Source organism: Leptolyngbya sp. 7M (assembly GCF_018128485.1).
Map to the genome: position 1 here is coordinate 1829991 of NZ_CP070897.1, position 24283 is coordinate 1854273.

At 48.4% G+C, this 24283-nt stretch carries 22 protein-coding genes and 1 pseudogene; 14 read left to right on the forward strand and 9 right to left on the reverse strand.

Annotated elements, in window-relative coordinates:
- Positions 1 to 118: 118 nt before the first annotated feature.
- From hfq to JVX88_RS08700, 5 genes are all read left to right on the forward strand, one after another.
- Complete coding sequence (gene hfq, locus JVX88_RS08680; protein WP_211626939.1) at positions 119 to 346, forward strand: RNA chaperone Hfq; 228 nt, start codon at positions 119 to 121, stop codon at positions 344 to 346.
- A gap of 10 nt (positions 347 to 356) precedes the next feature.
- Positions 357 to 998, forward strand: a complete 642-nt coding sequence (gene tmk, locus JVX88_RS08685; protein WP_211626940.1) for a dTMP kinase — start codon at positions 357 to 359, stop codon at positions 996 to 998.
- The gene (locus JVX88_RS08690; protein ID WP_211626941.1) at positions 991 to 2025 is read left to right on the forward strand and encodes an ATP-binding protein; all 1035 of its coding nucleotides are present in this window, start codon (positions 991 to 993) and stop codon (positions 2023 to 2025) included. The genes tmk and JVX88_RS08690 overlap by 8 nt, the downstream gene beginning before the upstream one ends.
- 82 nt (positions 2026 to 2107) lie before the next feature.
- The gene (locus JVX88_RS08695) at positions 2108 to 3433 is read left to right on the forward strand and encodes an energy transducer TonB (protein WP_211626942.1); all 1326 of its coding nucleotides are present in this window, start codon (positions 2108 to 2110) and stop codon (positions 3431 to 3433) included.
- Entirely contained in the window at positions 3433 to 3867 is a 435-nt protein-coding gene (locus JVX88_RS08700) for a DUF2752 domain-containing protein (RefSeq protein WP_211626943.1), read from the forward strand. The genes JVX88_RS08695 and JVX88_RS08700 overlap by 1 nt, the downstream gene beginning before the upstream one ends.
- A gap of 64 nt (positions 3868 to 3931) precedes the next feature.
- Here the strand turns inward: JVX88_RS08700 and ispG are convergent, their stop codons facing one another.
- The 3 genes from ispG to JVX88_RS08715 all read right to left on the reverse strand — a co-directional run bounded on the left by ispG (position 3932) and on the right by JVX88_RS08715 (position 8356).
- Entirely contained in the window at positions 3932 to 5041 is a 1110-nt protein-coding gene (ispG, locus tag JVX88_RS08705) for a flavodoxin-dependent (E)-4-hydroxy-3-methylbut-2-enyl-diphosphate synthase (protein WP_211626944.1), read from the reverse strand.
- 15 nt (positions 5042 to 5056) lie between these two features.
- Positions 5057 to 6628, reverse strand: a complete 1572-nt coding sequence (locus tag JVX88_RS08710; RefSeq protein ID WP_211626945.1) for a site-2 protease family protein — start codon at positions 6626 to 6628, stop codon at positions 5057 to 5059.
- A gap of 393 nt (positions 6629 to 7021) precedes the next feature.
- Positions 7022 to 8356, reverse strand: a complete 1335-nt coding sequence (locus JVX88_RS08715) for a response regulator transcription factor (RefSeq protein WP_211626946.1) — start codon at positions 8354 to 8356, stop codon at positions 7022 to 7024.
- 181 nt (positions 8357 to 8537) lie between these two features.
- On the opposite strand from JVX88_RS08715, the gene JVX88_RS08720 reads away from it, so the two are divergent.
- The 5 genes and pseudogenes from JVX88_RS08720 (at position 8538) to JVX88_RS08740 (ending at position 12323) form a co-directional block, all read left to right on the forward strand.
- Positions 8538 to 9509: a sulfurtransferase gene (locus tag JVX88_RS08720; protein ID WP_211626947.1), complete on the forward strand. Its 972-nt coding sequence runs from the start codon at positions 8538 to 8540 to the stop codon at positions 9507 to 9509.
- 27 nt (positions 9510 to 9536) lie between these two features.
- Positions 9537 to 10172: a peroxiredoxin gene (locus JVX88_RS08725; protein ID WP_211626948.1), complete on the forward strand. Its 636-nt coding sequence runs from the start codon at positions 9537 to 9539 to the stop codon at positions 10170 to 10172.
- Positions 10173 to 10603: 431 nt separating this feature from the next.
- Entirely contained in the window at positions 10604 to 11335 is a 732-nt protein-coding gene (locus tag JVX88_RS08730) for an MBL fold metallo-hydrolase (protein WP_317134616.1), read from the forward strand.
- A gap of 167 nt (positions 11336 to 11502) precedes the next feature.
- Positions 11503 to 11913, forward strand: a pseudogene (locus JVX88_RS08735) (IS3 family transposase); the annotation flags it as partial.
- 143 nt (positions 11914 to 12056) lie between these two features.
- Entirely contained in the window at positions 12057 to 12323 is a 267-nt protein-coding gene (locus JVX88_RS08740) for a DUF4351 domain-containing protein (protein ID WP_263975576.1), read from the forward strand.
- Positions 12324 to 12339: 16 nt separating this feature from the next.
- Here JVX88_RS08740 and JVX88_RS08745 read toward each other — a convergent pair whose 3' ends face one another.
- The gene (locus JVX88_RS08745) at positions 12340 to 13530 is read right to left on the reverse strand and encodes an alanine--tRNA ligase-related protein (protein ID WP_211626951.1); all 1191 of its coding nucleotides are present in this window, start codon (positions 13528 to 13530) and stop codon (positions 12340 to 12342) included.
- Positions 13531 to 13718: 188 nt separating this feature from the next.
- On the opposite strand from JVX88_RS08745, the gene JVX88_RS08750 reads away from it, so the two are divergent.
- Positions 13719 to 14885 carry a serine hydrolase domain-containing protein gene (locus tag JVX88_RS08750; RefSeq protein ID WP_211626952.1) on the forward strand — a complete coding sequence of 389 codons (1167 nt, stop codon included), beginning with the start codon at positions 13719 to 13721 and terminating at the stop codon, positions 14883 to 14885.
- A 39-nt stretch (positions 14886 to 14924) separates the two neighbouring features.
- Here JVX88_RS08750 and JVX88_RS08755 read toward each other — a convergent pair whose 3' ends face one another.
- From JVX88_RS08755 to JVX88_RS08775, 5 genes are all read right to left on the reverse strand, one after another.
- The gene (locus JVX88_RS08755; RefSeq protein WP_211626953.1) at positions 14925 to 16457 is read right to left on the reverse strand and encodes a tetratricopeptide repeat protein; all 1533 of its coding nucleotides are present in this window, start codon (positions 16455 to 16457) and stop codon (positions 14925 to 14927) included.
- Positions 16458 to 16503: 46 nt separating this feature from the next.
- Positions 16504 to 18537: a transketolase gene (gene tkt, locus JVX88_RS08760; protein WP_211626954.1), complete on the reverse strand. Its 2034-nt coding sequence runs from the start codon at positions 18535 to 18537 to the stop codon at positions 16504 to 16506.
- A gap of 229 nt (positions 18538 to 18766) precedes the next feature.
- Positions 18767 to 18964 carry a cyclic nucleotide-binding domain-containing protein gene (locus JVX88_RS08765; RefSeq protein ID WP_211626955.1) on the reverse strand — a complete coding sequence of 66 codons (198 nt, stop codon included), beginning with the start codon at positions 18962 to 18964 and terminating at the stop codon, positions 18767 to 18769.
- Positions 18965 to 19024: 60 nt separating this feature from the next.
- Positions 19025 to 19828 (reverse strand): MinD/ParA family protein, encoded by an 804-nt coding sequence (locus JVX88_RS08770; RefSeq protein WP_211626956.1) that lies wholly within the window; start codon positions 19826 to 19828, stop codon positions 19025 to 19027.
- A 52-nt stretch (positions 19829 to 19880) separates the two neighbouring features.
- Positions 19881 to 20948: a DUF3365 domain-containing protein gene (locus JVX88_RS08775; RefSeq protein WP_211626957.1), complete on the reverse strand. Its 1068-nt coding sequence runs from the start codon at positions 20946 to 20948 to the stop codon at positions 19881 to 19883.
- Between the two features lie 540 nt (positions 20949 to 21488).
- Here JVX88_RS08775 and JVX88_RS08780 point away from each other — a divergent pair.
- The 3 genes from JVX88_RS08780 to JVX88_RS08790 all read left to right on the forward strand — a co-directional run bounded on the left by JVX88_RS08780 (position 21489) and on the right by JVX88_RS08790 (position 24278).
- On the forward strand, positions 21489 to 21836 hold the full coding sequence (locus tag JVX88_RS08780) for a Nif11-like leader peptide family RiPP precursor (protein ID WP_211626958.1): 348 nt from the start codon (positions 21489 to 21491) through the stop codon (positions 21834 to 21836).
- Between the two features lie 177 nt (positions 21837 to 22013).
- Positions 22014 to 23204: a radical SAM protein gene (locus tag JVX88_RS08785; RefSeq protein ID WP_211626959.1), complete on the forward strand. Its 1191-nt coding sequence runs from the start codon at positions 22014 to 22016 to the stop codon at positions 23202 to 23204.
- Positions 23205 to 23291: 87 nt separating this feature from the next.
- Positions 23292 to 24278: a hypothetical protein gene (locus tag JVX88_RS08790; RefSeq protein ID WP_211626960.1), complete on the forward strand. Its 987-nt coding sequence runs from the start codon at positions 23292 to 23294 to the stop codon at positions 24276 to 24278.
- The last annotated feature ends 5 nt before the right edge of the window (positions 24279 to 24283 follow it).

A 24283-nucleotide genomic window follows, 5' to 3' on the forward strand; every position in this document is an offset into this window, starting at 1 on the left:
GATAAACCGTAAATCTTTGTAAATTTTTGATTTAGCTCCGATTTTTCGTGCTTCTACAGAAAAATCTGCTATACTTTGCGAACTGAGCCCAAATCAAATGAGTTAAACTGGTAATGTTATGGAAAAACAAGCTGCCCAGAACATTCAGGATGCTTTTTTAAATTCCGCTCGGCGTGAACGGATCCCGGTCGTGGTTCATCTGCTTCAGGGAGCGACGCTTGCCGGTAGAATAAAGAGCTTTGATAAGTTCTCGGTCCTGCTTGACGTCGGCGGCCAGGATTTTTTGGTTTTCAAGCACGCGATCTCGACGATCTCGCAAGAAAAAAAATCACCGGACACTCACTGATCTCAACGCATTGCAAGGAAAGCTGATCACGTTTGAGGGGATTGACGGCAGCGGCAAATCTACCCAGCACCGTATGCTCGTGGGCGAACTGCGGTCACGCGGTCGTGATGTCCTTGCTACCCACGAACCCGGCGGGACGCCTTTAGGCCGACGGCTCCGTGAGGTATTTCTTGAGACAGAAGAAATGGTGGCGCCAATGGCCGAGCTGCTACTTTTTGCGGCAGATCGGGCGCAGCATGTTGAGCTTCTGATAAGGCCGGCACTCGCTGACGGGCGCATCGTTATTTCTGATCGCTTTGTTGATGCAACGGTCGCATACCAGGGCGGCGGACGGCTATTTGGCCGCAAGACCGTTGAGAAGGTAATAAAGCTCGCAACCGGCGGACTTTCTCCTGACCTTACATTGTATTTCGATATTCCCGTCGAACAAGCGATTGCTCGTATTTCCGAACGCATATCAAGCACCGCCAAGACTGATAGAATGGATCTGGAGACAGCAGAGTTCTATTCACGAGTTCGTGAGGAGTATCTTGCGATCGCAAAGCGCGAGCCGGAACGATTCGTCGTCATAGACGCGAGCGGCTCTATAGAGGAAACGCATCGAGTTGTTATGGATACGATCGACCGTTTTTTAGAGGATGACAATGTTTGATTTGATAGCTGGAAATACGCTTGTCAAAACAATCCTTTCTAATATGGCGAGATCGGGTCGAGTGCCGAACTCGCTAATTTTTGCAGGTCCGCCTGGGGTCGGGAAGAAGCTTTTTGCGTACCAATTGGCAAAGGCAAGTCTTTGCCTTTCTCAGAATGACGCTACGCCATGCGGGATTTGCCACTCATGTATCCGCGTAGTGAACATCGAGCCACCCAGATCAGAGAAAGGCGAAGATTACGAACGCGTTTTTATCGGCTTCCACTTGGATGTATGTTTGGTGGCTCCCTTCAAACGGAATATTCGTGTCGGATCGATCCGCGCAGTTGAAAGTGAAGCCAATTTCCGGCCCTTCGAGGGGAAGGCACGTTTTTTCATTGTAGATGATGCTGATCTGATGAACGACGCGGCTTCGAACGCTCTCCTCAAAACACTTGAAGAGCCTGTGCCAACATCGCACATAATTTTGATCACCTCACGTCCGGACAGCTTACTGCCAACGATCCGTTCACGGGCACAGCTAATTCGCTTTGCTCCTATCTCATCCGAGGAGATCAGACGGGCTCTGATCCAGATCCACGCCTTCAATGAGGTTGATGCAAGCCTAGCCGCCAGATTTGCCAACGGCAGTTTTGCGCGTGCTCTTGCATTTGACCCGGAAACTTTTAGTTCTGCACGCGAGAGGATGCTTTCGGTGGTGGCGATGGCGGCGAACGGCAATTCGCTCGCCGAGCTACTCCTGCTCGGCGAAAAGCTACACGATCAAAAGAACAAGGACCGTTTTGAAGAAGATCTTGGGATATTGGAAAGCTTGATCAGAGATGCTTGGCTTATGAAGCTCAATGCCGAAACGCAATTTCTGGAAAACAGCGACCTTGAGAAGCGGATATTTGAGGCAACCGCCCGTTCAACCAAAACAGAACTGGCCAGTTGGCTCAATGAGATCGAAGGCCTTCGAAGAAACTTTGCTGTAAATATTAATCGAAAGATCGCAACTGATGCCTTGTTTGTAAAGATGGCCGCGTAAAGACGGGAACTTTTTGATGTTTAATGTGTCAAATTTCGTGGTAAATTGTCTAATTCCTAGTTTGAAGAAAGAAGGAGGGAGAATGCAGCGTGTTGCACCAGTATTTGCTCTGTTAACTATCCTATCCTTGGCCACACTACTCAGCTCGGCTCAGGGCATAAGCGAGGTAAGTGGAGGGATCTTGAATGGAAAGGCAGTAAAAATGCCTAAGCCGCAATACCCTGATGAGCTCCGTGTTTCCGGGATACGTGGGACAGTGAAGATCGCCGTGCTTATAAATGAAGAAGGAAATGTTGTTTCGGCTGAGCCCGTTTACAATGAAGATGTAATGTTTCGGTCGGATGGAAGGACCGTTGAAAAACAGCCTTCAGAACAGCCGCATCCTCTGCTTGTTGATGAAGCTAAAAAGGCCGCGCTTGAAGCAAAGTTTGCTCCGACAATACTTAGCGGCCATCCTGTTAAGGTTAAGGGTGTCCTTGTTTACAATTTTGGAGGGGAAACTGGAGAAACCGCTGCGGCACAGAGCTTACCAGATGTTGAACCGGTTGCTACCCGGGGCAATATGCCGATGCCGATCAGCGGCGGCGTTCTAAACGGGAAAGCTCTTTCGCTTCCGCAGCCCGTATATCCGCCGGCCGCAAGGGCTTTAAAAGCCGACGGAGCGGTAATTGTTCAGGTGGTCGTGGATGAGAATGGCGAGATAATTTCTGCATCGGCCGTTTCCGGGCATCCGCTTTTAAGGATCAGTTCTGAGAAAGCTGCACGACTTGCCCGTTTCAGTCCGACAACCTTGAATGGGCAACCGGTAAAAGTTTCGGGTGTGATCACCTATAATTATGTCCTTACGCTTGGCGAAGATGAGGTTCAGGCACTTTGGGGGTTTGGCTTTATTTTCAAGTTCATCGCATCTGCCGATCAAGAGTTGCTAGGATACTTTGGCACAGAGGCGTTCAACGACATTGTCAAGGAAATGAGCGAAGACATTCCGGAAGGACTCGAGTTCCTGCGGCCAATGCTTGCAAAAATACCCGGATCGGATGAGCCCGTTCGTAGGCGGCTTGCAGAGGATATGCTGAAAGAGTTTGGGAAACGGGTGAAGAATTCTGAATTGCCCTACTTCAACACCGGGATACTTACGGGCGAATTAGCAGCGAATATCTTCTCTATGAAAATGGAGCGTGGACTCGGAAAAGTGCCGGACGATACAAAGGCAAAGGCTTTGATCAGGGAACTCGGCCGCAGTCTTGAAGAGGTCCCTTTCGATCCTTCGGGGACGACCGGATCAAGTCTTCGCCGCCTTGCTTCGATGGCAGGTGCTAACGATCTGACTGGCGACTCCGCGATCGAGGCAATGATAGAGGCTCTTGATTCTATTTTCAAGTCTCACGGGGATTGCGACGATTGTTGATGGATACCGTAGTTGTTCAAGACACTTCTGCTTCATCATTAGAGCGTGCCCTGTCGGCGGCAGGAGTTGCCGTGATGTCTGCAGGTGCTTTTGCGATCTGGTATTTTGAACCCGCAAAGTCAGGATTATTCCCAGCATGTCCTCTCTATACCATCACCGGATTCGCGTGTCCTGGCTGTGGACTGACGCGGGGTTTTCATGCGCTTTTTCATGGTGATATCACGGCCGCTCTGGGTTATAACGCTTTGATTCCACTTTTTCTTTTGATCTTCGGGTTTTTCTTTCTGGCGATGCTTTTGGTTGCGGTTCGCGGACGTGCATTTCCGCGTTGGTCGATCTCGCTCGGCAGTCTTTGGGGACTTCTTTTCCTTCTTATCGGTTTTGGGATATTGCGCAATATTCCCGCTTATCCCTTCACTCTTCTTTTTCCCTAGGATACAACTGGGCCGTATCGGGTCGCTCTTTTTCCGGCTTAGTGAAAGTTCAGGAACAGGTCGTTCAGGTGATCTGCACGAGCGGTTTTTCATCAATGAGCGACTTTGCCGCTGAACCCTCTTTCCTAAGGATCTCGACCTCTTTAACAAATTCTTCGACGATGTCTTCGCCGGCGACGCGGCGCATCGGCACGCCGTCCTTGAATATCATCCCGACGTTGCGGCCGAATGTGATCCCCAGCTGCGAATCGTGAGCCTCGCCAGGGCCGTTTACCGCACAGCCCATGATGGAAAGATGAAGCGGTTCTTCTACGTGAGCCAAACGCCGCTCGACCTCGGTAACTATCTCGACAAAATTGTCGATATCAAGACGCCCGCACGTCGGGCAGGCCACGACCGTAACGCCGCGTTTGCGAAGCTCAAGCGACTTCAGGATCTCCCAACCGACGCGCACTTCCTCATGAGGTTCGGCGGCGAGCGAGACACGTATCGTATCGCCAATACCTTCGTGGAGAAGGATGCCAAGCCCGATCGCAGATTTGATCGTTCCGCCAAAGGGTGTTCCGGCCTCGGTTACACCAAGATGAAGCGGATAATCGACCTTCTGAGCCATTAGCCGATATGCTTCGACCATTCGATTCACGTCAGATGCTTTGAGCGAAATGACGATGTTGCCGAAACCGAGGTCCTCAAGAATACGGACGTGCCGCATACCGCTTTCGACCATCGCTTCGGGCGTCGCGTGACCGTATTTTTTTAGCAGATCCTTTTCGAGCGAGCCACCATTAACACCGATCCGTATCGGAACGTTCTGTGCCTCAGCGGCGCGGACGACCTCGCGCACGCGGTCAATATGGCCGATGTTCCCCGGATTTATACGCAGTTTATCGACCCCCGCTTCGAGTGCCTTTAGAGCTAGCTTGTAGTGGAAATGAATGTCTGCAACAAGCGGCACATCGGTCCGTTTGCGTATCGCTTTAAGCGCTGCCGCCGCATCATCATCCGGAACCGCGACACGAACGATCTCGCAACCGGCCTCGACCATCTCTTCGATCTGACGGACCGTTCCTTCAACATCGGCCGTGTCAGTCTTGGTCATTGATTGGACCGTTACCGGTGCACCGCCGCCGATCTGGATATCACGTATCTTTACCGCTCTAGATACTCGTTTCATACCTGCTAAGCTCGTCTAGAAATACTTTGAAATATCCAGATACATCACAAAGACCATCAGCATCAGTATGACTGCAAGTCCCGCAAGCTGGATCTTTTCTCGGATAGCCACCGACAATGTCATATTGAACCATGACATCACTTTCTCGATACCGAGCATCATTATTTGCCCGCCGTCAAGCAACGGTATCGGCAGCAGATTGAAGATCCCGAGATTCAGGCTAATGATCCCAAGCACGAACATAAGACCGCCAAATCCTGCCTGTGACACTGCATTTGTGATCACACCTACAATGCCCACCGGGCCCGCAAGTCCGGAGTCTCGAACAGAACGCTGGCCGGAGAATAACTGTCCGAAAACCTTCCCGGTCAGCCGCAGAATTTCCCAATTTGTTTTGAATGCATAGGCCGCCGCCCCGCCAAGCCCAACCGCTTCACGCGCCGTCACAGCATCGGACGCAAAAACAGCCCCGATCCGGTAAACGCCTTCATCAGAAAGCTTGGGCATGATGGTGATCTCCTTCCGTTCGCCGTTGCGTTCAATCAGCAAAGTTACGGGATTCTCCTTGTTCTCACGAATTGTGTTGATCACCTCATTCGAATTCGTGATCGTCTTACCGTTGATCGCAAGTGCTTTGTCTCCTTTTTGCAGGCCCGCAGCGGCAGCAGGCATATCTTCCTGAACCGCGCCGACCACAACCGGTTCTGCTCCTGTTTCCGGACGGACTCCGATCTCACCTATCTTATTGCCGTCACGCTCGACGCTTGTCGGGCGAAGCGTCAGCGGGATGCGTTCGCCGCCACGCTGAACCACGATCTGGATATCTTTCTCTGGAGACACGAGAACGTCATTGCTTATTTGTCCCCATGTCAATGCGGCAACGATGACCTCAGCCGTTCTCCGTCCCTCCCCTGGAATGGTTTGTAACAGTTGAACTTGTTCATCTTGCTTAGCCACTTTTTCAAGCTGGTCATCCACTTGTTGCAATGGTTGCCAGAGGGCATCTAGGCTCTGCAACTCCAAGTCAAGTTCACCTCGCCAGAATTCGTTCAGTTGGCACTCTGCCAAAGGTTTACGGTGTTGACTTAAGGTTTCAATACCTGCGGCAGTCCAAGCTTGATGTCCACTGGGAATGCTGATGCCCTGGTGGTCAAATAAAGCGCGAATATGGTTCTGAATGCGATTGATGCGATTGACCAGGGTTTTACGGTACTTCACTCCTAAGCGATATTGACGACGTTCTGCCACCGGAACGTGAACCGCTGATACTTGCTCAAGGGCAGTGAGCTTTGCCAGTTTGAGGGCATCATCTTTATCGGTTTTGCGTTTGACGTTTTTCCATCGCCACGCCTCAGCACTGGGATTGGCAACTAAGACCTGGTACCCCAAGCTTTGGCAAAAGTCATGTACCCAGCCTGTTATTGAACTGGTCTCGATGACGATTTGGTCGGGTTTGGTTTGATTCAGAAGTTGCTCGAAGGCCCACCGTTGGGTGACGATCGTCTCGAACTCGCTTTGGTTAGTGGTAGTGTCAAACAAACAAGCGACTGAATTGTATTTACCCAGGTCTACTGCCAGAATCTTCATGCTATTCTCCAGTTGTGGGAAGGTGGTTTGAGTGATTTCTTCTACTTTCCCACGGCTTACATAGATTCTTTATGCTGCTCAGTCTTTGGTAGGGGCAGTGGTTGAAAGATTATCTGTTGGTGACCAAAGGTAATTTCTCCAAAGTTGCCAGTAGAATAGTAACTTGAGAAGTTTCTGGGTTAGGTTTTGCAAAAAGATACTTAGTGCCGAAGATGCTCACTGCCATGTTTTGCCCTACCAGTTATCATGGATATACTCAACGTAGACGACCCAGTGGCAGCTATCTATAAAAGAAAAGCTTTTTGGACTAACAGAGCAGTATGAACCAAGAGGATGGGCGATCGACCGCTGTTGACCGAGATCGTTAACAACGTAGTGGACGAGCACAGTGCTTTATAAATCGACCATTCCTAATTGTACTAAGGCAGATAACACAGCACCAGTACGAGTCTGAACACTGAATTTGGCGTAAATGTGTTCCAGGTGTTTCTTGATTGTTTTGTCACTACAACCCAGAGTTGTAGCGATCTCTCCATTACTCTTATCCTTCGCAACCCAAAATAGGACTTCTGCTTCTCGCCTGGTTAAACCTAATAACTCCAATGAATCAATTGAAAAAGTGCGCGGTGGGTCTTCTTCAAGTAACAGGAGATACTGCCCCTGTTTCCGATCAAATATAAATCGGATTGTTAGTCGTTTTCCTTCAGACTCCATTTGAAAGGACTGATTAGGTAAGGAGAAGCTGTCAATCTGAGTGAATAATGCAATTTGGTGTTTGATCCACCGTTGCAACACTTCAGGTAGAGGAGAATTGCAATGATGTGAAACTTGAAAATATTGACTTAAAAGCGTCCAGGCATGTTGAGTAATGTGTTGCACCTTGCCATCGTAGTTCAAAATAACTAGACTCAATTGCTCAATCGTTTGATTTAATTGAGCTTGCTTCTGCTGCATTCGAGTAACAGCTTGCGCGTTTTGGTATGCCTGAAAAAAGTGAGGGCGCAGGATATTGAGAACGCTGCGATCGCGCTCAGAGAAGTTCCGTTGCGATCGCAGTACATTAACTGTAAGAAGCTTCTGATTTGATTTCAGTTGCTTACTTTCCGGTGTTGGAGTTGAATCAACCGGCAAAAAGATCATCATCAAGTCTTCTAGTCCTAGTAGGCGCATAGACATCTGATATAACCCTTCCAAGCTATCCACTTGCTGTCTAGAGGAAAAATCAGAAAGCATGAAGGCTCTACCATTGCCCGTTTTCAAATAATGATGAATAATGGGATGTTCTTCGGGAGACCGATTTTTTTTAACGTAATCATCAGCAACTTTTTTAATCCCTAAATCTTCTTCAACATTAGGAATCGATGAAGCCAGAAACTTCACTTCTTGACTTTCCAAATCAATAATTAAGTAGCTAAGGAATTCCCCAGGAAGAACCTCTGGGAGGATTGAGATGACATGGGACGGAAGAGACGCCTGATCGCAGAGGGTGTGCAATCTTTGAAGAAATTTAAAGATACCGTGCAAATCGCTGTTTGTAAGGATTGTCATAGTTTGGGAAATGATGGGGGCAACATTTGTGAGTCCTTGTTCATCACCGGAACTGGCAAAACTTATGCGAATGAGAGCTAGCCATTCCCAAATAATCAGAAATAAAGAATTAGTAGTTTTGAACACAAAATAGTTAAGTATTAATGTGTCATTAAGTAGCCATCCTTTGAAATCACCCATCAGGGTGATTTCAAAGGATTAATAGAAGTACCCCATTTAGAGGTGGATTTGTAACAATTCCGCAACAATTAAGTACGACGATCGGCGTATTGAACGCAAGTTGCCTAAAGGCTATGAAGTTTAGCATACAGAGTGACAGAGTAGTTGCCACTTTTCTCATTGTTTAGGTGAAAGATTTTCCATGAACTTCATTCACTTCAAGCTTAAACGTTTGAAAATGTTTGGTGTTTTGCTTGTGTTTCTAATCGGATTGATTGCTCTTCCAGCATTAGCCAATTCATCTGTTCAAGCTGAGTCCAGAGCAACAATCCAGTTTGTCTCCCCTGACTGGGTTGCTCAACATGCACGCGACTCTAACTTACGTATATTAGATGTTCGCAGTAATTACCTGGAATACTTCACTGGACATATTCCTAATGCAGTTCATATTGCAGAAGGTGCCTTTCGGGGTCCTAATGGAGTGTTACCTGTGCAATATTGGACGACACATCACTTGTCTCAGCTGTTTGCTCAGGCTGGGTTAACCCGCAGTAGCCAAGTGTTGGTCTATTCTGATGGGCGAGATATTTTGGGTGCCACAATGGTGGCATACCTTCTAGAGCGATCGGGCTTACAGAAGCTTGCTGTGTTGGACGGTGGATATAAAGTCTACAAAGACTCAGGTCAACCTGTAGCGAAGGAGTTTCCTCAGTATGACATTCGTCAGTTCACGATTCGAGATAATCCTTCGGTACGAGTCACATTGGCAGATGTGAGACAAGCTATTGGTAACTCAAGCATTACATTCCTTGATCCGCGACCGCCCAACGTGTTTCGAGGTGAAGAACAAATCTGGGTGCGGAATGGACATATTCCTGGAGCCAGAAATATCCCCTGGACTTTGTTTACTGAGGGTGATGCTGCAACCAATGAAGGAAACTTTCATGCGTTGAAACCCCTCAGCGAGATTCGCCAATTACTTAACGATCGCAATATTCAACCAACCAAAGACATTATTGTCACGTGCAGTACGGGGCGAGAAGCCACCCTACAATACATCGTGCTCAAACATCTGTTGGGATACCCCAACGTCCGAGTGTATGAAGGGTCTTGGACTGAATATAGTTCCTACCCAGATTTACCAGTCGAGACAGGTCCAGAACGAGAAGCTTAATTTCTTAAACACACAAGGAGACTAATAATGACTCTTCAACTTGGTGATACCGTACCTAATTTCACTCAACAATCTTCTCAAGGTGAAATTAACTTTTATGATTGGGCAGGTGACAGTTGGGTTGTTCTATTTTCCCACCCCGCAGACTATACCCCCGTTTGCACAACGGAACTGGGTGAGGTTGCCAAACTCAAGCCTCAGTTCGAGAAGCGGGGCGCAAAGGTGATAGCACTGAGCGTGGATGATGTAAACTCGCATCAAGGTTGGATTAGCGATATTAATGAAACTCAAAACACCCAGGTCAATTATCCGATTCTTGCTGATGTGGATCAAGCCGTTTCAAATCTATATGGCATGATTCACCCCAATGCCAATGCAAAACTCACTGTGCGAACTGTTTTTGTGATTGATCCAAACAAGAAATTGCGCCTAACCATTACCTATCCACCCAGCACAGGACGCAACTTTGACGAGATTTTGCGAACAATTGATTCTTTGCAACTAACTGATAATTATGGGGTCGCAACTCCGGTGAACTGGAAAGAAGGAGAGGATGTCGTTGTGGTGCCTTCCATTCCTACCGAGGAAGCAAAGCAGAGATTTCCCAAAGGAGTCATGGAGATTAAACCTTACTTGCGGATGACTCCTCAACCCGATCGCTAGAGTAGAGGCGGGTTTTGCCGTTATCCTGTGAGCCACAAGATTGATGGCTAAATCCGCCCTGGCGTTAACTATCAATGGAAAATTTACAGAAATAATTCATACCCAAACTGGGCATTAGTCAGAAATCAACATGACTGAGAAACAGCATCCGTTATTAAAAGCTTCAGCCATTCGTGCAATGGATGAGTTTGAGTTTCACCATCCACTTAACCCCAATTCAGAAACATATCTACGTGCTCTTGGAGATACTGTTGGATTTGAACGCATCAGCGTGTCCCTTGCTTGCATACGTCCAGGCTAATTCGAGATGGAGAGATGACATACATTGCTGATGATTCATCACTTCAGGTTTTTTGCGAGCAGTCAGGAACCTAGTGGTGGTTAGAAGAGGTTTGAAAACGATCGCTACTTAACAAAGTAGGGAGGCATCAATGGAATCCGTCGAAAGAATACTATTTCGCCAATTATTTGACCCAGAATCTAGCACTTATACTTATTTGATTGCAGATGTGTATATTCAAGAGGCAATTCTAGTTGATCCGGTGTTGGAGCAGGTCGATCGCGACCTTCAAACTCTGGAGGAGTTAGGAGTGACTCTACGGTATTGTCTGGAAACTCACATTCACGCTGATCACATTACTGGAACCGATCAGCTACGCAAATTAACCAGGTGTAGAAGCATCGTTCCTCAAAATCCCCACACTATTTGTGCCGATCGCCAAATTCAGGATGGAGAAATATTGCGACTGGGAGACATTCAGATTCAAGCGATTGCCACGCCAGGGCATACGGACAGCCATTTTGCCTATTTAATCAATGACGATCGTGTTCTGACCGGAGATTCTCTTTTAATTCGCAGTTGCGGACGTACCGACTTCCAAAACGGTGATGCTGGAAAGCTATACGACTCGATAACACAACGGTTATTTACTCTACCGGATACAACACTGGTCTATCCAGGACATGATTATTGGGGGCATGCCATATCCACGATCGGGGAAGAAAAGTGCTGGAATCCTCGATTTGTTGACTCTCCTGGTGATCCTGCTACTCGAAAATCTCGTGCTGCCTTTATCGAATTGATGGCAAATTTAGACTTACCAATTCCCCATAAGATGGTGGAAGCTGTACCCGCGAATGAGTTGTGTGGGAAAACGTTGTGATGAACCTGCGCCCTGCCACCTCTGCTGATTTGGATCTGCTGCGGGTCTACCCAGCGTCGCTTGCCCGTGTCAACGACTTGCTGTAACGGGTCGTTAAAAACCTGCACCGTAAGGCGGCTGAATTTGGGTTTACCCTGCAACCAGTCAGCCAAGACTGTGTTTCTTAGGAAAGCCTGTGCGATCTTAAACATCACGCTGGAGAGGAACAACAGCGACAACAGCGATTGATGAGCGCTGTCGAACAACTGGCTCCGACCCTAGGCGTTGTGCCCGTGTGTGCAGCATTAGGGGTTAGCCGTGCCCGCTATTATCGCAAGCAAAAGCCCAAGCCAGACCCTAAACCCAAGCCGAAACCTCAGCGTGCGCTCAGCCATAAGGAACGACAACAGGTTTTGGACGTGTTGCACAGTGAGCGCTTTGTGGATCAATCGCCCCAGCAAGTGTATGCCACCCTACTCGACGAAGGCACTTATCTGTGTTCGATTCGCACCCTGTACCGCATTCTGGCAGACCATGCCGAAGTGCGGGAACGCCGCAACCAATTACGCCATCCCAACTACACCAAGCCCGAACTGCTTCTCCCTACAGCAAGCCTTTCAGAACTTTTCTGCACCACTAAGGGTAAAGAACATTCAGGCGAGAAAAGCAGGACATAATAGACATTGTGACCTCGATTATGGTGTACAAGTTTTCAACGTTGAGTCAAGCGGAGGTAAGAGCGATGCTGGGACTAAATCTGACCGAGGAGCCACGAGCAATTCGAGAAGCGAAGCAGGAAGGGCGAGAAGAAGGGCGAGAAGAAGGGCGAGAAGAAGCCACCATGAATCTTGTCATTCGGCAGTTAACGAAGCGGTTTGGGGAACTTCCAGAGAACCTGCGATCGACCATTTCTGGCTTATCTTTATCCGCTTTAGAATCGTTGAGTGAAGCACTGTTGGATTTCATCAGTTTGGATGATTTGCAGGCTTGGTTGATGGAGCAGGAATAGCGATTGGACTAGCCATCTATTTCTCCCCAAACATTGCCACGGCGCCTGAGCGCATTGCCTCTTCCAAGGCCATCATATTCGTATTAACGGGCTCATTTTGCAGGATATACCGATTTACAAGGTCTTCGACCTCCTTTATCTCCAGGTCGCTCATCGGCTGATAGTGGGTGAAATCAAAACGAAGATAATTCGGTGCTACGACGGAACCCGCCTGCTTAACATGCGTACCGAGAACCTCTTTCAACGCTGCGTGAACAAGGTGCGTTGCCGTGTGATTCCGCCGCGTCGCGTCCCGTTTGAATTCATCTACCAAGGCAGCAACCTTATCTCCGACCTTTATCGAACCGCTTTCGACCTTTGATTTATGCAGTATCAGACCCGAGAGCGGAGCAAATGTGTCGACGACCTTTAACCTTGCTTCATTATTGAATATTACGCCGACATCCCCGACCTGCCCGCCTGATTCGGCATAGAAAGGGGTGTCTCTCAGCACGACGAGACCATCTTCGCCTTCCTTTAATTCGTCAACGCGGGTATCGGCTTTGACGATCCCGACCACGTCGCTCTCTTCGACCCGAGTAGTTTCGTAACCGTGAAACTTCGAAGGCCCGACCACCTCAAGCAACTCTGCATAGATCGGCGAGATCTCGCTTTTTCGTTCGGTTTTGCCGATGCCGGATTGCTGCTGCAACTGCTGCAAGGCGGCGTCAAACCGTTGATTGAAATCGTCTTCTTCAAAGGTTATGCCTTTCTCTTCAAGGAAAACGCGGATCAGGTCGCGCGGCGTACCGTAAGTGTCATAGAGCTTGGCGATCCGCGGGAAAAGTTCTTCATTAGAAACCCCTTCGGATGTGATAGTGAGTTCACTGAGCTTACCGAGGCCGACGGTCATTGTATTTCCAAACCGTTCTTCCTCAAGCCGAACCATTTTCGTAACGAAATCCCGCTGGACTGCCAGTTCCGGAAAGGCTTCGTGCATTTGATCGATCACGCGATCGCAGACCTTATAGAAAAATGGCTCTTTGAATCCTAGATGTTCGCGGCCATGATAGATAGCGCGCCGCATTATCTTTCGCAGAACATAATTTCGCCCTTCGTTGCCGGGCAATATGCCATCTGCGATCGCGAATGCGGTCGAGCGAGCGTGATCGGCGATAACGCGGCAGGCAAACTGTTGGGTTTCTGACAAACTCTCGTAATTGCTCATTCAATGCTAATTGTATAACAGGAAACCAATGGTAATGAACCGGGAAAATGCTCCGTGCGTTTTGATCTAAACCCGAACGCGGAATTTCACACGACGGCGAAACACGTTACTTTCTTTTCCAACAGTTTTCAGTTTTAAGGTATTAGTTGTAAGTTATTTCGGAACAGGCTTTTCTAATCTTTATCGAAATGAAGATCTTTTTTGCAGCAGCCATCATCCTCTCGTTTATGACAAGTAGCATTGCTCAAATGGATCCATCTAAGAAACTCGCCGAAGAATTTGTGCGACGATCGAAAGAAGCCGGGGTCGTCGGCGGAAGCCTTTTAGTTCTAAAAGGCGGTCGGCTGAGTGCGGAAAGCCATTTCGGACTTGCAAATATAGGAAAAGATCAACAAATAGATTCCGACACCATCTATCATTGGGCATCGAACACGAAGCCTTTTACCGGAATTGCGATAATGCAGCTTCGCGACCGAGGTTTGCTCAGGCTAGATGATCCTGCGACGAAATATCTGCCTGAACTTCGCAAGATATATAACCCATTCGGCTCGATGGATGAAATAACTATCCGCCATCTGCTTACGCACTCTGGCGGCTTTCGAGGCGGCACTTGGCCTTGGAGGAACAATAAGTCGTGGGAACCTTTTGAACCGACAGAATGGTCGCAGCTGGTCGCAATGTTCCCGTTTACCGAAGTACTTTTCGAGCCGGGTACGAAGTTCAGCTATTCGAACCCCGGTATAATCTACCTCGGCCGCATCATCGAGGAGGTTTCGGGCGAGCCTTACGAGGCCTACATCGACAAAAATATCCTTCGACCGCTCGGTATGCACCGCAGCTATTTCGACACTACACCCACACACCTGATGAGACATAGATCACATTCTTATTACATCCGGGATGGTATCCGAACCGAGGGCCGTTTTGACGCGGATACAGGCATCACGGTTTCGAACAGCGGTCTGAACGCCCCCGTTTCGGATATGGTCAAATATTTGAATTTCCTGACAGGCGTTGCAGAACCGGCCTCGCCTGAGGGTGTCAGAAATTATGATCTTATACTGAGACGAAGTTCTCTGGAAGAAATGTTCCAACCGCGGCTCTCCGCCGCTACAGATGCTAACGGCAACGTCGGATTTACGACCGACATAGGGCTGATCTTTTTTATCGACGACCGAAACGGGCGAAAACTCATCGGGCACGGAGGCGACCAGAACGGCTTTATCAGCTATATCGAATTCCAACCCATTGCGAAAACCGCCACTCTTTTTGTGCTTAATACCAACGTAGGCGGGAAGCCGGGCTCAGACCTGATCTTAGGACTGCGGCATTCGCTTAGGATTGTATTTGATTGATCATGTGAAGCCCTAGAACTTCTTTCATTGATCTAAGATCTAACGAGGAGAGCTCTTTAAGGCCTCGAGCTGGCGGACCTTTTGTTCATCCGCGGCGGCGAGGTCGGTACGGCCAAAGCGACGATGGATATTTGCTCTTTCCTTGTATATCTCAGTATAGTTGGGCATCATCGATATGGCTTTTTGAAGTATCGCAAGCGATTCTGAGTAGATCTTCTGCCGGTCGTTCCCGCCGAGTGCTGACTGTACCGCCGTGCCGCCGGCATGCATTATGTGGGCTTGCACCCACAGCTCGCGGACACCTGCCATTGTTACCACAGCCTTTAACGAATCGCTACGCGCATCTGGACGCGTGCGGTCCACTGTCTCGACCCATTCCTTCGCCGTTTCATATCCCGAAGTGCAATAGATAACGGCTTTAGCAGATTCCGCAACGGACCTGATCAAAGCCGCGGCCGAGGAAGCTCCGCTCTGTTCAAGCGCGTCGTTGGACGCTTTCATATATCGAACGGTCGCATCCATTGCCGTCTTCGCGGCACGCTCGTAGTCGGCATCTGACCGGGCGTTATCACCGAGTGCGGAATATGCCTTTGCCCGCATTCCAAGCGTGCCCGTAAAGATGCTTAACATCAGATCATTGCGCGGCTCAGTAGGGCCGGCCATCGGGAGCAATTCTAAAAAGCGTGTTGTATAGGCGATCGTTTGGCGGTGATCGCGAGCTGATTCTGCGGCGCTTGCCAATTGAAAAGCTTCGGCGGTATCGGTTATCTCTGCGGGTGTTTTTGGACCTGAGGCCGAAGGACGCGTTGTCGGAGCAGGTTCCGGACGAATGGGAGCCGGTCGCGAGGGTTGCGGGCTGCGAGCGACAGAACTCGCCTTTCGCTCTTCGCTGTTTATGTAGTCGAGGTATATCTGTGCAACCGAGTAGTTACGGTCCAGGCGGAGCGCTGTTTCGGCATCGCGTCGTGCGGCGGCATAGTTCTTTTGGGCGCCATAGACCTTTGCTCGCGTGTAATGTGCGACGGCGTTCGCAGGATCGAGCCGGATGGCCGTGTTCAGGTCGGCAAGAGCCTCACGGTTACGACCGACCCTTTCGTAAACCACGCCGCGTTCGCGGAACGCCGGCGCATATTTTGGGTCGAGCCGGATAGCCTCCGTAAAGTCAGCAATGGCCTTATCCCGCGAGGCCGCGAGATCGACGACCATCAGCTGTGAATAGATACCGCCGCGAGTATGCCAATAAACAGCCTGCTTGCTGTCCAGCCTGATCGCTTGCGAAACATCGGCCGCCGCTTGCCGATAGCCCGTCTCGTTCGGGCTCGCCTGGGTTTTGTAGTATCGAGCCAAGGCTAGATTGAACCACGCCGCCGGTTCGGCCGGCCTTATCTTCACATACTCGGTGAAATCATTTATCGCCGCGTCATATTGTCCGCGTTCGTAGTTTGCCAATCCCTGGTCGAAAAGCACCTTCGCCCTCGCAAGCTGCTCCGCCGTCTGAGCAAAGGTGAAACTCACAGGCTCCGCGAAGAATGCGAGCAGGAAAAAAATACTGGTGAAAACTCTGGTTCTCATCAATTGTCTTCTGATCTCAATGATCACTTCTATCCGTAGTTATTCCCTAAAGTAGTTTTCTGGCCAGCTTTATGACGTTATCAACTGTGAAGCCATAGTCGCGGAAGACGTCCTCGGCCGGGGCCGAGGTGCCAAATTTGTCTACGCAAAGCGTGTCGCCGGCGTCGCCGACGTACTTTGTCCAGCCCATTGAAACTCCGGCCTCGATGGCAAGCCGTGCCTTCACCTTTGCCGGCAAAACGGTTTCCTTATAATTCGCCGATTGCTCATCAAAAAACTCCCAGCAGGGCATTGAGACGACCCGCGTCGGCGTCCCGGCGGCGTTGAGTTTCTCGCGGGCCTCGAGCGCGAGGCCAACCTCGGAACCGGTCGCGAGCAATATAAGTTTCGGCTCTGCCTTTTTGCCGGCCTTGTCAGTGGCTTCGGCGAGTATATAGCCGCCCTTGTGAAGGCCGTCGGCCTTGGCAAATTTCTTACGGTCGATGAGTGCTATCTTTTGTCGCGAGAATGCGAACGCAGTCGGGGCATTTGTACGTTTCAAGGCCGCACGCCATGCCTCGCGTGTCTCATGCGCGTCGCAAGGGCGGATCAGTGCGAGATTCGGGATCGCCCTAAGAGCCGCGAGGTGTTCAACAGATTGATGCGTCGGGCCGTCCTCGCCAAGTCCGATCGAATCGTGCGTAAAAACGTAAATGACCTGAATGTGTGAGAGCGCCGCCAGGCGGATCGCCGGCCGCATATAGTCCGAAAATGTCTGGAATGTACCGCCGAATGGTATAACCCCTCCGAAGAGCGCCATCCCGTTCATCGTTGAGCCCATCGCGTGCTCACGGACGCCATAGTGTATGTTGCGGTTCTGGTACGAGCCGGCCTGAAAGTCCGCCGAATCCTTTATGACCGTGTTGTTTGAGGGCGAAAGGTCCGCCGAGCCGCCGATCATCGCCGGAATTGTCCCGGCGATCGCGTTGATCACATCACCGCTGTAGGCACGCGTCGCCTTGGCGTCGGTGCCGTCAAACGTCGGTAAAGCCGCTTCCCAGCCTTCCGGCAGCCGGCGCGCGATCCGGCCCGAAAGCTCAGCCGCGAGCGCCGGATGAGCCTTTTCGTATTTCTTGAATGCAGCATTCCAGTCCTTTTCAAGCTTCGCGCCCGTCTTCACCGCCGTGCGGAAATGTGCGAGAGCCTCTTTGGGAACGAAAAAGCTCTTGTTCTCAGGCCAGCCGAGGTTCCGCTTTGTCTCCTTTACTGCGTCGGTGCCGGGCGCATCGGAGTGGGCCTTTGAGGTGCCCTGCTTTGGCATCCCGTAGCCGATAATGGTCTTTACGCGGATCAGCTTAGGCTTCTCTTTTATCTTTTGCGCGGCCTTTATCGCCGCCTCGATCGCCTTTAGGTCGTTGCCGTCCTCGACCGTCGAAACAACCCAACCGCAGGACTCGAATCGCTTCGTTACATCCTCCGAAAATGCCAGGTCGGTCGAACCGTCAATGGTGATGCGATTATCGTCGTAAAGGTAGATGAGGCTGCCGAGCTTCAAATGGCCCGCCATGGAGGCCGCCTCGTAGCTGATGCCCTCCATCAGATCGCCGTCCGAAACGATGCCGTAAATGAAACCGTCGATCAGCTTGTGCCCGGGTTTGTTGAACCGAGCGGCAAGATGGGCCTGTGCCATTGCCATTCCGACGCCGTTCGCAAATCCTTGGCCGAGCGGACCAGTCGTTATCTCGACACCGGGCGTCAATATGTTCTCCGGGTGGCCGGGAGTTTTTGAATGAAGTTGCCTAAAGTTTTTGATCTCGTCGAGCGAAAGGTCGTAGCCAGTTAAATGAAGCAGAGAATAAATGAGCATCGAACCGTGTCCGGCCGAGAGCAGAAAGCGGTCGCGGCCGAACCACTTAGGGTTCTTAGGGTTGTGACGCAAAAACTTGGACCATAACACATATGCTGCAGGAGCCATTCCAAGCGGCAAGCCCGGATGGCCTGAATTCGCTTTCTGGATCGCATCAAGCGAAAGCATGCGGATAGTGTTGATGCAAAGTGTCTCGATGTCGGTCTTCTTGGTCGGTTTAGTTGCGGTTGTCATTAGTTTTCGGGTCTCGCTGAACTCGTGTATCCCGTCTGATGCCGCTTTTTCGCATTAAGGTAAATGTCGCGGCATCTCGGGTCAAACTTTATTGCCTTGTAACTTTGTTTTGAGATCGAATCGGAAAGAGCTATTTTGCCAGTCTTCTCAAGTGCAAGCAAAACCGCTCCGCGCAATGAGGCTTCAGGCTCGGAATTTACCTCGATATCGCGGCCGAGGACGTCGGCGATTATAATAGCGGATCGTCACTAGCTTGCGAAATCGATACGGTCAGTTTTCCGGTCAAAACGACATAGAGCGCATCAACCTTTTCACCTTCCCGGATCAGCACATCACCGGGGGCAATTTGCTCGCACTGACTAGAGGCAATAATCCAGTCAATGTCACTATCACTTAGTTCTCCGAGAAGAAGTAGAACTGCTCTCATAGATCCTCTTATTGATGTTTTGCAAGTAGCGTCGTACCCATTCATTCGATCTATCAGCGTTCAGTCGTACGTAATTTGTCGGGCAATGCCCTGTATTTCTTGAGTCCATCCGTGGTGCGTATGGCACAAGCAAAAAACATCACTACTGGCAAGCCGGATCAGGTCTTCAGAAAGGGGCAGAATTCCCACCAATTGGGTTTTTAACGATGTCTCAACTTGATGATGTAGAGTGGTCAGGTCAAACTCAGGCAACACTTTATTGAGAACGAGCAACATTTTGGGAACAGCTAGCTTGCGGGCGACATCAACAGTAACGGCTGTCCCTTGGAAATCCTGGCGATCGGGACGGAGAATGATCACCAAAATGGTGGAAATGCTAATGGAAAGTAATGTCTCTTCGTTCAGCCCAGGATGGGTGTCAATAAACAAATAGTCAAGCTTCAAGTTCGTGATCAGTTTACGAAATCCCTCATTGAGTCGATTCACGCTATATCCTTCGCGAATGACGCGAGAAATCTCACCGACTTTGATACTAGAGGGAATTAAATAAATCCTGCTATCGCGATGGACTTGCACATCCTGGCGTTGCAAAACCGAACTCACATCATAGGCTGTTTCTTCAATCTTACAGCGACCCCAGAGATAATCATTCAGCGTGTATTTTATTCTGTTCTCGTTCATGCCAAACAGAACATGGATACCAGGAGACTGAATATCAGTATCAATGATGCCAACTCTGACCCCCTGGCAGGCAATGGTCGCGGCTAGGTTACTCGTGATATTCGATTTGCCGGTGCCGCCCCGAAAGGAATGTACGGAGACAATTTTAGGCTTAGGCTTAGGCTTAGCGGTAAATGAAAACATAGAGAAAAATGATTTAAGTCAAGAAAAAATAATCGATTTAAGAACGCTGTAGCTATTCATCATCATATTCAGCAGACTGGTTGCGAAACTCCTGAGCTTGTTTTTGCAACTCCTGGAAATAATCGGTTTCTGTAATTTCTTCAACTTCTTTATGCCGCCGGCTTTCATCAATCTCAAACCGCAATTCCCGGATTTGCTGCCGTAAACGCTGTTCGCGGGCCATTACCTCTTGTACCATCCGCTGAAACACAGCGGCCAATTGCCCCAACTCATCCTGGCGTTTCGCCACAACTGCTAATCGTCGAGTCTCCATTTCATCGATGGCCGGCTCTGATTTAACCGCTCCTTCTCCCAATCTTTTCGATAGTCGGGCAAGTTGCTGTACGGGACGCAATACCGTAGGTTTGAGCACAAAGTTGAGCAGCCAAATGGCAGTAGCAAAGATCCCAATGAATAACCCCATCACTGAGAAAAATGCTCGCTGCGTGCTTTGAAAAACTTCAGTTGCCGGAACATAGACCATCTGTGCTCCAATCAAGGAATTGAGCTGCCAACCAAAGCCGTTTTTCTGACCGTAGGCTTTCACCATGCTTTTGGGAGCAACAGCAGGCGTGCTGTGACACTGAAGGCAGCTTGCCTTGCCAACACGCAGCGGTCGAGCGCTATAAAACATCTTTTCATTCCTAAGTTGACGAAAGCCCGAGATTTGCTTGATTTTCGCATCTTGCTCAAATTGTTGGATTACGCTCGTTTCAAAGGAATCAGCTCGATCCTTGGGATTGGTGGGGTTTAAAACCGCTTCTTTGTAGGCTAGATCAGCGTAGTCTTGGTTTTTATGCAAGATCTCAAAGACTTGTCGAGCCGCATAGGAAGGCACAATTTCAGGCGTAAATTCTTTGGGGTCTAAATTTGCCTGCAACAATGGCACAATATTCAAATTAGTGTAGTCCCTGACAGAACTAATAGTTTGCATCAGGACTAGCCCTCTTTGGGTAATCTGATTTTCGGCTCGTTGTTCTAGAATTCGTTCCAGAACAATTCCACCAAGAGCACTGCCTAAAATAAAAATGGATATCAACAGTAATGAGAGTTTTGTGCCGAGCTTGAATCGATTTAGCATAAGTAGTCAGTAGAGCTAGTTTTATCGGTTGCTGATTTGATGTTTTTTTGATGGACTTTTCTTTAATTGTTTTTGAAATTGAATACAGAAAACCAAAATAATAGATATTACAAGTAAAAGACAATAGCTTAATTTTTTTCTTTTTGTAATCACGAAGATGAAAAGCTCAGTACTTCCGCAGTATTGACCTGTTATTCAACAGTAGTTACCCAAATTTCAAGAGAATTTCTAGGATGCACTTTGAGGTGAAATTTTGGAAGTGGCTCGATCGCCAAACTCTAGCACTACTATGAAATTAGACAGAATTCTAGATCGATTCTCCTGAATAAATCAAAGGTTTAACGCAGAAATTGTGCAAGTTCTGACTTTTTATTACTTTTTCAGACTTTTTCTAGTTTATGCCCATGAAGTAATAATTTTTCACTGTACAAAGTCAGTTTAATTCTTCAGACCTTTTCAGACTTTTTCTAATCGACAAAAAATATTTTTAACCCTAGGATTAATCTGTTCACTTAAAACCTAATGCAGGAGAAATGATTTATGGCTGAAGATACAGTAATCAAATTCTTTGATGCTGCACATAAAAATACTGACATTCAAGGACAGATCTATTACGCTCTTGCCAAAACTGACCCCGACCTGTTGCTTCAAATTGCACAAGAAAACGGTTATCAATTTACCAGTAACGACCTTAAGTCTGTGATGGATAAACAGTCCGAGCTTTCTGCTGAACAGTTAGATGCGATCGCTGGAGGCTCCTTCACTTCAACCATTACTGATGTGATTAATTTAGGCAAAAAATTGTTGGGTTTGGGCGACACACCCTTTAGGCAGTTTGTAGATTTTAGCGATGAGCCAGAATTTGTTCAGGCATCTGCTCCGAAGTAAGGCAGACTGCCGGTTGTCAAGCAGAAAGGCTATCCTCTCTGCTAATCTGCAATCTAGCAGTGTGCCGACTAAGCAGTTCGATACTCGCTAGATACCGGGATTCAGTTTCATAGAGCTTTATCAACATCTGGTAAAGCTCTTTATTTAACTCAAAATTCAACGCCTCTGGAGTAGTCTATGAGAACCTATGAGAAACGAAATGTGCAATTTGTGGTCAAAAGCTCTAAATTTTGCAATCTACGCTGTCGTTATTGTTATGAATATGCTGAACTTGGCAGTAGAGAAGCCATAACATTAGAACAGCTAGAGCAAATGTTCAAAAATATTTTCAGTCATTACTCTCAACTCAACCATGCCACCAATATCGATTTTATCTGGCATGGAGGAGAACCGCTGCTGCAACACCCTGACTACTACTGGCGAGCTTTTGAGCTACAACGCAAAATTTTTCGCTCTTTGAATGGTTCAATCAGAAATTGTGTTCAAACCAATTTAACAACGCTCAACCAAGAGAGACTGAGGTTATTGAAAGAGGGATTCGATGCCATTGGTGTTTCAGTTGACTTGTTTGGCGATCTGCGCGTCACCCAACGAGGCGTCACTTCTCAGCCTGTTGTAATGGCCAATATGGAATGGCTACGGCAAGAAGGTATTTCCTTTGCCTGCTTGACGGTTTTGACAAAGCTGAACCTACCTCATCTGCAAGAGATCTATGATTTTTATGCCACAAGAGAGATTGCCTTCCGCGTGTTGCCTTTATTCGAAGGAGCATTTGACGGACAGCATCAAGGCTATGAAATCAGCCCAGAGGAGGTTCTGGCGGCCTTCTGTACGCTGGCTGAACTGTCTCTAACCAGTCAAAAGCCAGTTCGAGTTAGTCCAATCGATGAATATATTCGTCAGGTGATCTACCACCACTGTCGAGACTCAGCGCCTTCTTTCTATGACAAACGAGAATGGGAGTCGATCTACCTAGTAAATACAAATGGTGATATTTATAGTTATTCAGATGCCTATAATCCTGAATTCAGGCATGGTAATCTATTCACCACGCCGCTAACGGACATTATTCACAGTCCGGCTCACAATAAAGTGATTGCAGCGGCTGAACAGCGAATGGCTTCTGCCTGCTCATCCTGTTCCTATTATGGTGAATGTAGTGGCTACCCAATGGCAGAAGAAAGTGTTGGATACAATCTTGTTGATGAGTATGGCAATGCACGCTGTGTTCAAGTAAAAGGGACATTGGAATATGTCGAAAACCGCTTGAAACAAATAGGATTTATCAACCCTATTACTAGAAAGCTAAGCTTTGCTGCTAGTATCTCTCCGTCCGCATCAGTTGCTGAGCCTTTATCGGTCTTCTAATACAACAATCCTATATTGCTAATAAGATGAGTAGTTGACGGTCATTGTAACAACCACATTTTGCATTGCTTACTTCTCTGTCTGACTATGGTAACTAAGCAATACTCTGAACTGAATTCTGATCACTATTCAGCCCTACATAAGGGAGTTCAGCTTGTTCTGTCTCCAGATCTGGAAGGGCAGGCACAACGGATTTGGATTAGCTCCGGTGTTACCCGAGCAGCCACAATGTCAGGACATCGCTCGTATGCTCCAAATGCATTTATCCCACAACCACCCTGGCGTTTACCCAACTCGTCTGAATATCAGTTGCTCTGTGCTGATAATTCACAGGCCAATCCGCTGGGCTGGCAGCTAGGTTCATTTATCGGAGTCTGTCGCATTCCTGACCCAGTTTTAGCACCCCTGATCACGATTCTGGAAAAGCTTGAACCAGCCACTCTATCTCGTCAGCACTTCCTGGAACGGTTACAATCTCCAGAGAATAAGCAGGCGATTTTGCCAATCATCCAGTTTCTGCATCGTTATTTCCTCTTTCCCCATCAGCCTAAATTGCTGGGATTTTATCTGAAACAGCCGGGTCTTGAAACCTCAACGGCAACATTAGCTCAGTTGCAACCCCCTGGGCAAGCCATTGATCCGGATCAGGTCGTTTATGTTGGGATGCATCTGGATAGTTGGGAACTAGCACCAGTAGAGCAAAGACATCGATCACGTAATCGGCTTTGCATTAATTTGGGTCGTGAAGATCGGTTCTTCTTGTTTATCAATCTAACATTGAAAGATTTATCGGATGCGTTAAATCCTTTGGAGGTGAAAAATGATCCGAATGGAGTGCGATTAGGGGAGTTATTTATGCAGCGCTATCCAAGCTACCCAGTTGTCAAGCTAAAGGTTGCTCCAGGAGAAGCCTACATTGCCCCAACAGATAATCTAATTCATGATGCTTCTTCCATTGATAAGCAGCAAATTGATCTGACAATGACATTACTCGGCTATTTTGGGCTTCCATTTGTGATGAATCGGAGAGTCCTTCTGGATGTCGTTACAGGAAATGTCTGGAGTTCATCCTGACATGT